The sequence below is a fragment of the Streptococcus parasanguinis CC87K genome, assembly GCF_000507765.1.
Classification (GTDB): Bacteria; Bacillota; Bacilli; order Lactobacillales; family Streptococcaceae; genus Streptococcus; species Streptococcus parasanguinis_J.
In genome coordinates this window covers 382,535-396,425 of the sequence record NZ_KI669401.1, presented here as the reverse complement: position 1 = coordinate 396,425, position 13,891 = coordinate 382,535, and the positions used below count along the sequence as shown (strand labels likewise).

The window sequence follows — 13,891 nt, the reverse complement described above, 5'->3', positions numbered from 1 at the left end:
AAGAAACTTATTGCAATGAAAAAGAATGCTGATAAATCAACATTCCTTTTATGTTAACTTTGAAATAAGTAATATCTCTTGTATGTAAGCTTCCAAAAAAACTACCAATAACACTCCTATTAGTTAGCTAACTCTTCATACATCTCAAATAATCTTGCCACTGTTTCACTTTCGCTTAACCAAGTCTTTCTCCCATCAACTATTTTTATCATGTTATAAGCCTGCATAACCGCTTTGTCATTAGCTTGATGTGCTCTACGAAGTTCAGCAGGCATAGTTAACTCATCATAGAGGTCAGCTAATGAGCTGTCTGGATATAATGCACGTGCATCAAGAATAGCTTGAGCAGTTTTAGAAATTTTCTCTTTCTGAGCCTCGGTTACATCTGGCCAAGGAAAACTGTTGTAAACAACATTTGCGGAGTACTGATAATCGCTTTTCATTCTACCGGCAACTGTTCTCATCCAAGCCATGTGAACATTTGAAATTAATAATCCTAATGTAAATAAATTAGCGTTTGGTATTATTAAAGCACTTCCGTTAATAATTACATCCGGACCAATTAGAGAGACTGGTATATATCGCCTACTCTCTGAAGATACTTTGGGAATAACTAACATATCAGAAGAAGGTTGACGAATTTCACCAAAAAGATAAGGAACATTCGCTAGATTTTGAGTTTGTATTCGTTCACTATTTTTTCGAAACTCTTTTGTTTTTTCGATGCGTTCCATTATTATTCTTGATTTATTGTATTCAGATGGAGAAATTTTGTCTAACCAAAGACACCATCTTTCCTTATTTTTTAGAATTTCTTGACCACCAGCGTATTTCTTGATAAATTTTTTATTATTTTCATTCTCACGCAACAAAGTTTCAACATCTTCTTTATTTAGAATTAAATGACCGTCATCAATTGGCATACTACCATAGCTCATCTTAGTAATATTAGACAACGGTTTAGTTCTATTGGTTATGATGCAATTCGATCCTTCTACAAGGTATGGATTAATTTGTTTTACTTCATCTTTACCTTTATTTGTAAAGATGTATTTTGGGGATACTAGTTTACTATTTTTATCTTTAAATCCAATAATAACACAATGTACTTTTGCTGTATTTTGAGATTTGGTCTCAGCAGACCACACGAACGAACGGTATGCAAAAATTATTTCTATTCCCTTTTCAATTAATATAGGCCATAGAACTGGAACTTGCTCACCTTGCGTTATAGAATTTGTAGAAACAAATGCGACACGAGCATTTGTACCCTGAATAAGAATTATTGCTTTGTAGTACCATGCAGAAACATAGTCAATTATACCTACTTTTTTTCCTTCAAAAGTATTAATAAGTTGGATTTTTTGTTCAGCTGTCTGCTCCTTTTTGCCAATAAATGGCGGATTACCAATTATATAGTTTAGCCTATCTTTTGGTACAACTGTCTCCCAATCGATTGTTAAAGCATTTCCTTCAACAATATTTGTATACGACTTAAGTGGTAAAAAATCGATATTTGCATATACTATATCAGTGGTCTCTTCCAACATTTGACTTTCTGCAATCCATAGTGCTGTTTTAGCAACCGATACAGCGAAGTCATTAATTTCGATACCATAGAATTGATTTAGTTTCACCTTAACAAGATCTTGACCTAAATCTAATGCTACTGCATCTCCCATATAAAGCTTAATAGCTTCATTCTCTAAGCGTCTGAGAGATATATATGTTTCAGTAAGAAAGTTTCCTGAACCACAAGCTGGATCAAAAAATATAAGACTAGATAGTTTTAACTGGAACTGTTTAGCTCGTTGTTCAACAGTTTTAAATTGCTTTAATTGACGAATCTCATTCAACTCATCTTTTAGTTCATCTAAGAAAAGCGGGTCAATAACTTTATGGATATTCTCAATAGAAGTATAGTGCATACCGCCACTACGACGTGTTGTTGGATTGAGAGTTGACTCAAATACTGCCCCAAAAATAGTAGGACTAATTTCTGACCAATCAAAGCTAGATGAAGCATGCTCCAAAATTAGCTCACGTAGCTCATCAGTAAAATTAGGAATCTCTAAATTATTTTCTGCAAACATCCCTCCATTGACATACGGGAAAGCAAGGAGCTCATCATCTAAATAAGGATTACGTTCTTCAATTGGCGTATCTAGTACAGAAAAGAGGTCGATTAAAGCACGTCTAAAATCACGACTACTAAAACGGGCAAGATAATCATGAAACACCATGTGATGGCCGAAAATACCAGCATCTTCAGCATATAGACAAAATACTAGACGAACGACAAGTTGGTTGATAGCATGAAGACTTTCTGGACTATCCGGATTAATATACTGCTTAAGAAGACTTTCATAAATCTCCCCAACAATTTCTCCTGCTTCTATAGAAACTTTCATCTCTCGCTCTAGATGCTCGTTTGTTTTATCAATCAGAAATTCTAAACGATAGGCTTCTTTATCTAAATCAGTAAGTTTAATGACTTTAGGTTCACCGTTTGGCTGTTCCATATCATAAACATAGAACTCTTTGAAATTACAAGTTACAATCCAACGAGGGCGTTGAGAATAAGGCAAGTTTGCAGAATATCGCTTAGCCTGTTGAAATGGTGTCAGGTAAGTTCCGTCAGACTGTTTTATAGCTTTATTAAGGTCTTTATCTGCTCCTTTTTGTTCAATTAATACTTTTGTTTTATCAATAAAGCCATCCATAAAACTAGTATGGTCAAGCATCACTTTATCTTCAAATGTTATATACTCACTTGGGTTTTCTACTTCATAAACAGATTGAAGTAAGTCTAACCAGAAAGACTGACTATCTTGCCTTTCGTTTCCTCTATTTTCCCAGCGTTTAATAAATGCTTTAGCTTGCTTTTTTTGTTCCCGTATATTATTCACTTTTTCATTCTCCAACTACAAAATTATTTAGAATTATTTATTAAAAAGCTCTGTAAAAAACTAATAATTTCATTTTTTCGTCTTCTGTCGGTTCATATTCCAACAATAAACTAACATTTTTTTCTAATCCATCATCACGTCCTTTTATAACAACAAAAGATGTACCAAAAATTTCAGCTAGTTTCTAAACTAATCATTTTAATGATTTCTTCTCTTATTTGTTCACATATCATACGCTTGATCTTCACTTAATTTATCAGTAACTTCTATTTTAAGTATTTCCTGAATCTAGACAAGCTTTTTACATTTTAATTTTGATTATCTATAAACCTAAAACCATGCTCGTTATATGAAAACAAAGCATTCAAAATTGATAATCTTATTATTTGTGAATATTCAAAAAAAACCAGAAAGCTATGCAAAGCATTCTGAGGTTTTCATTTTATAACAATATAATTATATCAAAATAGGAATAATAAGTCTATAAAACTCAAAATATAGATAGATTTAGAACTTTAAAATGACGGAAAAACTTTATTTTAATTTAAGTGAGATTTATAGAATTCGATAAAATTTTTTTCTTTTAATGGAGACAAATATCATCTTTATTTCTTTATTTTATAAGCTCCGAAACCAAATATTTAGTACCTTTTTGGTACCTTTTCAATTATACATAATGTAGTACACGTAACAATTTTGGTAAAAACTCCGTTTAAAATACCCTATCTAATAGGTATTTAAGAATATAATAGAGGCTCCTTGTAAAATACGGTCTCAAATAAGAACCAACACAGAACCACTTCCCTTTCGGGAGTGGTTTTTTTGATCTCCGTTTCTTTTATTGTGAATTCACAAAATAAGAGGTTAGGATGTTGATCCCAACCTCTTTTTTCATCTTAATGGAACTGCATTCCACCATCCACGATAATGGTTTGTCCTGTGATGTAGTTTGAATCTGGTCCAGCAAGGAAGCTGACCGCAGCTGCTACATCTTCTGGTTCTGAAAGACGTTTCAAAGTGATATCTTTAGCGAATGTTTGCATACCCCATTCGTCGTCTTTACCTGCGTTCTTCCCAACTTCATGAGCAATGTCAAACATCATTGGTGTCTTCACGATACCTGGTGCATAAGCATTGACAGTGATTCCTGAATCCGCCAAGTCACGCGCCAAGGTTTGCGTAATCCCACGAACAGCAAACTTGGTCCCACCATAAATGGTTAAGTTTGGATTTCCGACAACCCCTGCTTGTGAAGTCGCATTGATGATCTTTCCACCATGACCGAGTGCTTTGAACTGAGCTTGAGCTGCTTGTGCACCCCAAATCACGCCACCAACATTAATAGCAAATGTACGTGTAAATTGTTCTTCAGTAATTGTATCAAGTGGTGTAGTTGGCGCAACACCAGCGTTGTTAACGACGACGTTTAAGTCTCCGAAATGATCCACAACTTTTTGGAAAGCTGCAGCCACTTCTTCTTGTTTAGACACATCAGCTACGACTGCAAAAGCATGATCTGCTGATAACTCAGCAACTGCTTTTTCAGCTGTTTCAGCATTGTAGTCCAATACTCCAACCTTAAAGCCATCTTGCACCAAGCGTTTTGCGATTGCAAAACCGATTCCTTGACCAGCACCTGTGACAATAGCTACTTTAGACATATGATTCCTCCTTGGTATCAATGATACCAGCAAACGTTCCTATCAGAACAGCAAGGGTTGACAACTAGTTTTGATGGGGTCTATTATAAATATCCGACAAAACTATGCTAACAGTATACTCTTTTGTGAAAAATATTTCAAACTCTAGCCTGTTTTTTGAAAAAAATAGTTTATTTATATGATATTTTTATTTAGTGATAAGTGAACGAAAGCGTGAAATAGAGTATGGCTTTTAGCCAAAACAGATAATTGTTCTATACTGTAAAAGCTACATAAAAAGAGAGTGGGACAAAAGTCCTAGCCTCTCAATTGTCTTTGAATTGTCGAGCAAGACGCAGTGGTTGAGTGGGCTCTACTACGCTGATTTCATCAGCTTTTAAAGCCCTACTCAACTGTGCGGAGGTGGGACGACGAAATCGAATTCTAACGAATGACCGATTTCTGTCCCACTCTCTCTCATAAACTATTCGTTTGATTGATCCCTTTAGTCATCAGACTCCGCAAATACTTGAGTGGCTTTGACTGCTTTCTTCCACCCCTTGTACAGCTCTTCCTTACGAGATTCATCCATCTTGGGTTCAAAGATTTGGGCTGCTCCATGAAGAGATTTTAATTCTTCCAAGTCCTTCCAATAGCCTACGGTCAGACCTGCTAGGAAGGCTGCTCCTAAAGCCGTAGTTTCCAAATTTTTGGCACGAGCAATCGCAATTCCAAGAATATCAGCCTGAAACTGCATTAAGTAATCATTTTTCGCTGCTCCTCCGTCTACTTTTAGGAGAGGGATAGGAGTCTTGGCATCCACCTGCATGGTGTCAATAATATCACGTACTTGATAGGCAATGGATTGAAGGGTTGCTTTGATAAAGTCTTCCTTGGTTGTTCCCCGGGTAAGTCCAAAGACAGAACCACGCGCCTCTTGATTCCAGTATGGTGCTCCAAGACCCGTAAAGGCAGGAACCACATAGATTTCATCCTGGTTCTGAGACTTCAGAGCATAGGCCTCGGATTCAGGTGAACTGTCGATCATACGCAAGCCATCGCGGAGCCATTGAATGGCACTTCCAGCGATAAAGATCGATCCTTCAAGGGCGTAGTAGACCTTGCCATTGATCCCATAACCAATCGTCGTCAGCAAGTTATTTTCTGATAACTGCATCTCCTCACCCGTATTCATAATGATGAAGGATCCAGTTCCATAAGTGTTTTTGACCATCCCAGGTTCAAAAGCCAATTGACCAAAGAGGGCCGCTTGCTGGTCTCCCGCCATCCCTGCAATCGGCACTTGTCCACCGTAGAAATGGAAAGGCGCTGTCTTACCATAGATTTCAGAGTTTGAACGCACCTCAGGAAGCATGGCTTTAGGAATGTTGAGAATTTCCAAAATCTCATCGTCCCATTTCAGTTCCTTGATATTGTAAAGCATGGTCCGGGCAGCATTGGAATAGTCAGTCACGTGGGCTGCTCCATCCGTCAGCTTCCAGACCAACCAAGTATCAATGGTCCCAAAAAGTAATTCGCCCTTCTCCGCACGCTCTTGCGCCCCATCAACATGGTCCAAAATCCAACGAACTTTAGTCGCTGAAAAGTAGGCATCGATAACTAGACCTGTCTTTTGATGGAAGGTTTCTACATAGCCTTGGTTTTTAAGTTCCTCAGCCATTGGGGCAGTTTGACGAGATTGCCAGACAATGGCATTGTAAATAGGAAGCCCCGTGTTCTTATCCCAAACAACTGTCGTTTCCCGTTGATTGGTAATGCCGATCGCCTCGATTTGATTGGGCTTGATGCCACTTTCGATAAAGACCTCAGCAATCACCGACTGAACCGAGTTCCAAATCTCATTGGCATTGTGCTCCACCCAACCAGCCTGCGGAAAAATCTGAGTGAATTCCTTTTGACTAGAGCTAACTTGCTCGCCTTTTTTATTAAAAATGATAGCCCGCGAACTAGTGGTTCCCTGGTCAATCGCCATAATGAAAGTTTCTTGAGACATAAACTGCCCTCCTGAATTCGATACTTAAAAATCTTGTTCTTTCATAAACTAGTATACTCTATTTCATCATGGATTTGTATCCATTTTTTTAAGAAAATCCGGTCTAACATTTTCTACTGCTTCTAGCTCTATCAGACAAAGTTAAAAGAGCACTGAGACTCTTTTAACTAGTAGTTCAAATGCTTATCAAGATTTGCTTTGATCTAACCGATTTAAAAACTCCATGGTCGGACTGTCTTGATAAAGTTCTTTGAGAGGAATGTTCTGATAGACAGCTATTTCGTCAGCAGTCACACCGTAACGAATTAATAGATCATAAATACGATTTAAATCATGACGCAATTCATCCGTTATGAGGACATTATCGCTTGTTTCTTTTGTTTTCCAATAATAAGATGGCAACACTTCCTTGGTTTCAATTAAAATAGTTTGCAACAAAGTCCCACCATGGCTGTCCTTCTGAGATATATCAGCCCCAAGCTCCAACATTTTCTCGAAAACCTTGAAAGATCGGTCAGCCTTTTCCTTAGACGAATACATCTCATATTGGCCATTCCAGAGTTTGATCATGCGCCGGCAGTCAAATACAGCTCGTCCACCCGCTGTTTGGAGGACTGGTTGACAAAATGGATTCAGCTCTGTCGGCTCTTCAATAAAGTTAAGATCTGCTCCTCTATCAATAAGTAAGTCTGCAATATCTAAATGTCCCGATTTGATAGCGACTTGAAGGAGCGACTGTCCCTGATCTCTTTTAGGTTTGTCACCCGAAACAGCATTAACTTCTTCAGGCTTTTTATCCAATATCTGACGGACGGCCTCTAGATCTCCTCTTCGCAACAACTGAAAGGTTTTTTGCATGGTTTTCCCCCTCTCTCATTATAGATAAGAATAACACTGTGTTGATACTTTGATCCTATCGCTAGGTTCTTCTTTAAACTGATTATACCATTTTATGGACTCTACATTGAAGTCCTAAAGGCTAAAGATGACAGACTCCCACCAAAAAAGATACAACTCTAATTCTCTGATTTTCGTGCAGCCACCAGCCAAGAGGCTACTAGGATTTCGAAACTAACCAGAAGGATAATCTGAGGAAGCGAGCTCTGAACCAGCATGAGGACAGCTAGACTATCGATCAGCATATGAGCGAGGATACAAGGGACAGCTCCTTTCGAGTACTCCTTGAGCGCTCCAAATAGGAAAGTATTCCCTAAAATCATCAGGTAAAAGATGAGATAGTTGGACGAACCTGCTGTAATCCATGGGAGTTGATAGATAGGAATATGCCAGAGGAACCAGACAATGGAAAGAACCATCATTTTAGGTATAAAGTGATTACGAAAGGAAAGATGATCTTGTAAAAACCAACGCCAGCCTACTTCTTCCAGACCTCCATATAAAAAGGTCCAGGGGAAATAAATGAAGAAGGCCAAGAGGGAGTTCCCAGTAAAGCGAACGTTCATAAGCAGGATGGAAATCCCATAATAGATGACGGGGATGAAGAAAGCTAGGATCCAAGATAGGGAACTTTCTTTTTGAAGAAAGACCTTTTTGAAAAATTCACCCAAGGAGTTGACTTCCCTCAACACCAGAGAAAAGACAGCCGCCACAATCAGGGGAATCAAGTTCATTAGGATAAACAGTAGTGAGGTCCCCATACTCCTCCCATCTGGGAAAAACCAAAGGATCACTTGCCCTACTAGAAATGTAGCAAGGAGGGCAGTCAATGCATACCAGATAGCGACTGATTGTTTTGAAATAAATTTGCTCATTTTTCTTCCTTTACAGTTACATACTTCTTTCTTGCAATCCAGATTGCTAAACTAATAATAAGAATTTTACTGACGATAGATAGCCATACCTCTTCATTCACTAGAATCTGAGACAAGGAATTGATACAGGCATGGGTCATGACACAAATCCATAAATTTTGCGTTTTATGATACAAGGCCGATAAGATAAAGCAGTTAATTAGCAAACCTACTAGAAACGGAAACAATTGAATGACAGCTAAAGAACCGTCGATATAAAAGTATAGTAGATGCCAACTAGACCAAGCTAAAAAGGTGATCAAAGTAGCTGAAAAATAAGGTATTTTTTCCTGCAAAGTTGGTTGAAAGAAATAACGCCAGCCAATTTCTTCAACTCCACCAAAAAGAAGAGCCTTGAAAAAGAGCACTACTGGCAAGACCAACGATTGAGTGGTGATCTTACCACCTAAGATAAATGGGAAAAAGTCAAGCAACAAGAAAACGAGCACCAAGCAATAATTTGCCAAACTGTCTTTGACTTGAAAAAAATCTTTTAAAACTTGTTTGAAACTAGATTGATGGTAACTAATGCTTGCAAGACTGCCCCACAAAGCTGATGACAAGCCACCTACAATAATAGCGATGATCCCAAATGATGATGTAAAATCAACCTTGACTCCTCCTGCTCTTAAAAACCACACCAGAAGGCTAACTCCTAATACTTGACCAAAGGTCCCTATCAAATACATGGAAAGGGCTTGCTTTCTACTCATTCGTGATTCCTTTTTCTTTCAATTAATTACCAGTGCTATCTACCTTAAACCCATACCTGCCTGCATTTCGTTTGAGCTTCTCCACTAGCTCTTCATTCCGCTTACTTTTTCCAAAAAAGAAGGGAATGGTCTTTCCATTTCTAAGCTCGATATAAAAAGCATAGCGAGCCCCACCCCCAGATCGTCCACGAAAAATTGCATAGGTGATTTGCTTGATCTCTTTCAGCGGGATCCTGCGACGACTGAAACACAGAGCGACATGGATATAGAAGATTCCACGGCTAATGTGGAAAGGAGCAAAGAAGGGACCTCCACTACGTCTCACAATTGCCCTTCTTCTCAGGAAAAGGAAAACAGTGAAAACGAGCAAGAAAATGAGCACATATAGAATCGGAGCATACTCCATTATCTTTCTAAATTCTAACACGCCGTCTTTCATCCTCTACTTCATCTCAACCCATTTTTCATTATCCATGATAAAGGGTTTAGCCAGACCTTCGCCTGTGTAGTCTTGGTACTTGGTCTCCAAGTATTTGTAGACATCTTCCTTGGTCGCAAACTTAATGGCTTGGTAGGGCTCTTCGAAGGTTAGCTTTTCGACAAATAGATAGCCGTCCTTAGCAGGAACCAAGACACCGACGTGCCCGACAAAAAGTGTGTTTCCATCTAGGTTGTCATGAACGATAACGGAAAGCATGCGGGCATTTTCATTGAACTTGAAATGAGAAAAATACTCTTCCATCTTCTTGGCATGGACCTTGACATCCGTTGTTGCTTCTGTCGGAACCCGTGAATAGAGAATGTTAAAGGCTTCCTTGTCTGCCTCATCGAAAACTTTTCCTTTGTCAATGGCATCATTGTCCACGAACAAGAGTTCACTATCCGCTTTCATCTTAGGAATCTCAATGCGGTTCTTCAGAAGAGTATAGCTATTGATCCGGCAGTTGGTCCCGACGAAATCGCCCTTTTTCTTGGTCCACAAGTCACTGATCTTCTCAACATTGTAGTCTGTTTTCTTAAACTTGCTGAAGTCACCCGTCAAGCCGACCGAGCCAACAATGCTATCGTAATCCGTTACTAGACCCAAAAACTTGTCTACACTGTCCTGATCCAAATAAGCAGACAAAAGACTCCGCACTTCTTCGACACTTGCCTTGCTATTGAGGTTGCTGTAGGTGCCCTTGTAGCGCTCCTTATCCGAACTAGATTTCTGCACAGTAGAACTTGCCTGCTTTTCCTTGGATTGCTTTTGGTTGCTACCACAAGCCGCTAAAGCAAAGATCGCCAAGGCACAGCTAGTAAGGAGCATGATTTTTTTAGATGGTTTCATAAAATGGTTCCTTCTAATGATTGTTGTAAGAATCATTTATTTTAAAGTTTCTTAAGTTCATTATAACAAGAAACAGATTGAAACAGAAAGAAAAAACATTTTACTTTTACACTGAGAATGCTAGCATTAAAATAGCTGCGGTGTTATTGACTGATGAAAAGTTGGCGATCTACTCTAATAAGAAAAAAGACAATATTAGAATTCTGGAATTCAGAAAACTAATATTATCTTTTTTATGTCAAACAAGCTTAATTTTTCAATAAAAACAATAGTATATGAAGATCATTCTTAATGAACAATAATATCTTCAGACTTTATAATATTTAATTCTTCATCAGAAATATCATTATATTGTGACAATCGATTCGCTTGGTTGGTAAAAGCCTTCTCAAAAAGATTTCTCATTTCTCTACCATTTGCAAAGTTCTCACTTTTTTCATTACTTAATTTGCTAAGGTATTGTGTTAAATAATCCCTTGCGTCGCTAGACAATCTCATATCATTTAATTTACAGAACAACTCAAAAATATCTAGAAGTTCATTTGGTGAATAATCTTCAAATGTAATACTTTTATTGAATCGAGATTTTAAACCTGGATTTGATTCTAAAAATCTATTCATGGGCTCTGAATAACCCGCAACAATTACAACAAAATCTTCACGCTGGTCCTCCATGGCTTTTAAAAGTGTATCAATAGATTCTTGTCCAAAATCATTTTCTCCTTTAGCCAAAGTATAGGCTTCATCAATAAATAGTACTCCTCCCATAGCTTCATTAATTTTCTCCTGAGTCTTAATTGCAGTTTGTCCAACATATCCTGCTACTAAACCAGATCTATCAACTTCAACTAATTGTCCTTTTTCTAACACACCCAATTTTTTATAAATTTTTGAAAGTAGTCTTGCAACTGTTGTTTTGCCTGTCCCAGGATTTCCCAAAAAAACTAAATGCTTAGAAACTTGGGGTACCTTAAACCCTCTACTTTCTCTTAATTTATTAATTTTTAATATATTTACTAAAGAGCTCACCTCTTCTTTTACACCTGCTAGACCGATCAATTCATTCAGTTCATTTAATAAATCCTCCAAAGATTCTTCTTGATCGTCATCTTTTTTATTACCATCAATTGATGTCTTATTATGTATTTCTTCATTTTTTATTATACTATTATCTAAATTTTCAAAAGCAATATTTTGAGATTCTTTATTTAACTCAGTGTACTCTTTAAGCATCTTTAAATAATTCATAAATTTTTCTTTATCAACAGTATTTTCATCTTGTTTATTTAAAGAGTAGTACTTTCCAATTTCATAGATTGTTGAAATAAATAATGACTCAATATGTGAAACCCTATTACTACTTATTTCTTTACTAAGATTAAAAAGTAATTTAAAAAATCTAGGTGTTTCTATCTCTTGAACTTTCGGATAAAGGTCAGAGTATGAAGTGTTTAGATATGTAATTTTAAAAAGAGATATTCTTTCTTCTGAATCCTCACTAGAAATGTAATGAATAAAAGATAAAATATCTTCTATCATCATCCTATCTATATCTTCTATATCTTTTGAAGATGTCTTGATTGTATTACAGATGAATAATAAGCTATCAAGGGAATTTTTAATATCAATATTCATAGGTTTCCTCACACCAAAAGAAGCTCTGCTTGTTTTATTACATTCTTGTAGATATCTGATATTTCTTTACTATCTTGATCTTTAAAGGTATCTCTAATAGTTTCATCTATCAGTTCTTTCATTTCTCTTGTACTGTTTTCACGGATAGCCTCCAAAACATGAATTTCTCCTACACACTTAATCAATTCCTTATTATCGACAACTTCCTGAAAAGCTTCATTAACTCTATCAATTAGTTCAGTATAATATATATCGACGCCAATAGTATCTAAATCCGTCTCAAATACAGCGTAATCCTGCAATTTCTCTATAAACCACTCTTCAGTTAATTCATTATAGATGCTCATCCATTTATCATGTGACGAATGCCAAACATCTGTATCTATTAGAATATTATGATTATTAAAATAATATTGCTCATCAAAATATTTTAAAGCAACAGTAAACATTGAAAGAAGTGAAAAGATGGAAACGATTAGTAGATGATTATTTGATGCAATGTCTTTTCTAAATAAGTCTGTTAGTAATTTTAAAGCAGTGTATAGTTTTTGAACTAAAAAACGCATTTGTTCTTCAGAATATGGCTGTTGACGACGTCTGCAATCAAGCATATCGGTATACTCACCTAGAACTTTTTCAAATTCATAAATAGCACGAACATCATGCTCCTGTTTGACTACATTTTTTAATTCATCAAATTGAAGCTTCATCTCTGAGCTAATATTATCAAGTTTTTCATACATAATAGCGAATCCAGCACTCGTGGCTGCTAAGTTTAAACCATTCATCACAATCCCTAATTTACTTACCGATGCAAGTTGTTGGATATTATGCATGGTAATTTGAGATATATTCATTTGATCATTAAGCATATTGGAAAAATTTTTATTAAAAACTCCAATTGCTTTTTCACTAATCTCTTTATTTCCCTTTTGTACAATATCACTTAATGCAACTTTTTGAAATGCTTTGATTCTATTTTTTTGCCCTCTAACAACTATTTCAATAATTCCTTTATCGTTTTTAAACTGATTAAATTGTTTCAAATAATCAATTACTAGTGTTTTATTCATTACTGTACTCTCCTATAATTCTTGCATCTTTGATCTTGTTAAGAAATATAATGGACAGAATTAATGAACAAACTTCGAAACTATAGAACCCTTTATCCTTTATGATTCCTTGACTTTTTTTATTAAAAATTGAAAATAAATCTTCTTCTAATATACTTTCCATACATGGAATTATGATCATTTCATCAAGACACCTGGTTGAAAAATCAAAATTGGTAACCTCTTTATTATTTTGTTTTACAATCTCTACAAGAAGGCACATCAAAATTCTATTATAATCTATTATTTGTCTCACATTATTAAACTTTAAAGCTCTTAATTGTTTAGCTTTTTCAAAATATCTTTTAGTCCTTGGAACTATAACAGACGTTATATCCTTATTCTTTCTGGTTGTTTTTTCTGGTACTCTTTTTGCAACGAAATTTTCTAAATGATTAAAATAGAATTCTAGTATTTTTTCAAATTTTTTATTATTTTTTAACTCAACCTTTTCAAAATAGTCAGTAATTTTCTCTGCTAAAATCTCTCTTGTGATTGAGCCATCTTGGATAAATTTAAAGTCAAAATAATCAGCAATCAGTGTATCTTTTAAATAAAGAAATGATTTTGACTCAAGTTCAATCACACATTCTTTTATAATTTCTCTGTAATCCATAATAACCTCTTTTTCAATGAAACACTTTATTCCTCTTGAACTACTTTAATTAGTATTATATCATGAAATATTGTTCATTTTTATTTACTAGTGTAAAAGTCTTCATACTAG

Annotated in this window: 11 protein-coding genes; all 11 read right to left on the bottom strand. The window is 36.0% G+C overall.

The genetic code is table 11. The annotated features are described in order from the left end of the window. Nucleotides 1-119: 119 nt before the first annotated feature. The gene (locus HMPREF1195_RS01935) at nucleotides 120-2,909 is read right to left on the bottom strand and encodes a DNA methyltransferase (RefSeq protein WP_023917917.1); all 2,790 of its coding nucleotides are present in this window, start codon (nucleotides 2,907-2,909) and stop codon (nucleotides 120-122) included. 896 nt (nucleotides 2,910-3,805) lie between these two features. Then, nucleotides 3,806-4,570 carry a (S)-acetoin forming diacetyl reductase gene (locus HMPREF1195_RS01930; protein ID WP_023917916.1) on the bottom strand — a complete coding sequence of 255 codons (765 nt, stop codon included), beginning with the start codon at nucleotides 4,568-4,570 and terminating at the stop codon, nucleotides 3,806-3,808. Nucleotides 4,571-5,054: 484 nt separating this feature from the next. Further along, nucleotides 5,055-6,563: a glycerol kinase GlpK gene (glpK, locus tag HMPREF1195_RS01925; RefSeq protein ID WP_021153075.1), complete on the bottom strand. Its 1,509-nt coding sequence runs from the start codon at nucleotides 6,561-6,563 to the stop codon at nucleotides 5,055-5,057. A gap of 186 nt (nucleotides 6,564-6,749) precedes the next feature. Next, nucleotides 6,750-7,421, bottom strand: a complete 672-nt coding sequence (locus tag HMPREF1195_RS01920) for an ankyrin repeat domain-containing protein (protein WP_021153074.1) — start codon at nucleotides 7,419-7,421, stop codon at nucleotides 6,750-6,752. A 158-nt stretch (nucleotides 7,422-7,579) separates the two neighbouring features. Next, nucleotides 7,580-8,335 carry a CPBP family intramembrane glutamic endopeptidase gene (locus HMPREF1195_RS01915; protein ID WP_023917914.1) on the bottom strand — a complete coding sequence of 252 codons (756 nt, stop codon included), beginning with the start codon at nucleotides 8,333-8,335 and terminating at the stop codon, nucleotides 7,580-7,582. After that, a complete protein-coding gene (locus tag HMPREF1195_RS01910) occupies nucleotides 8,332-9,087 on the bottom strand; it encodes a CPBP family intramembrane glutamic endopeptidase (RefSeq protein ID WP_023917912.1) in 756 nt (251 codons plus the stop codon). Before HMPREF1195_RS01910 ends, HMPREF1195_RS01915 begins: the two co-directional genes overlap by 4 nt. A 22-nt stretch (nucleotides 9,088-9,109) precedes the next feature. After that, a complete protein-coding gene (locus HMPREF1195_RS01905) occupies nucleotides 9,110-9,526 on the bottom strand; it encodes a hypothetical protein (RefSeq protein ID WP_023917910.1) in 417 nt (138 codons plus the stop codon). Nucleotides 9,527-9,529: 3 nt separating this feature from the next. Further along, nucleotides 9,530-10,417 (bottom strand): DUF4300 family protein, encoded by an 888-nt coding sequence (locus tag HMPREF1195_RS01900; protein WP_023917908.1) that lies wholly within the window; start codon nucleotides 10,415-10,417, stop codon nucleotides 9,530-9,532. Between the two features lie 288 nt (nucleotides 10,418-10,705). Further along, nucleotides 10,706-12,052, bottom strand: coding sequence for an AAA family ATPase (locus HMPREF1195_RS01895; protein WP_023917906.1), 1,347 nt, complete (start codon nucleotides 12,050-12,052; stop codon nucleotides 10,706-10,708). 8 nt (nucleotides 12,053-12,060) lie between these two features. Then, the gene (locus HMPREF1195_RS01890) at nucleotides 12,061-13,125 is read right to left on the bottom strand and encodes a hypothetical protein (protein ID WP_023917905.1); all 1,065 of its coding nucleotides are present in this window, start codon (nucleotides 13,123-13,125) and stop codon (nucleotides 12,061-12,063) included. Then, complete coding sequence (locus HMPREF1195_RS01885; RefSeq protein WP_023917903.1) at nucleotides 13,118-13,780, bottom strand: hypothetical protein; 663 nt, start codon at nucleotides 13,778-13,780, stop codon at nucleotides 13,118-13,120. Before HMPREF1195_RS01885 ends, HMPREF1195_RS01890 begins: the two co-directional genes overlap by 8 nt. Nucleotides 13,781-13,891: the final 111 nt, after the last annotated feature.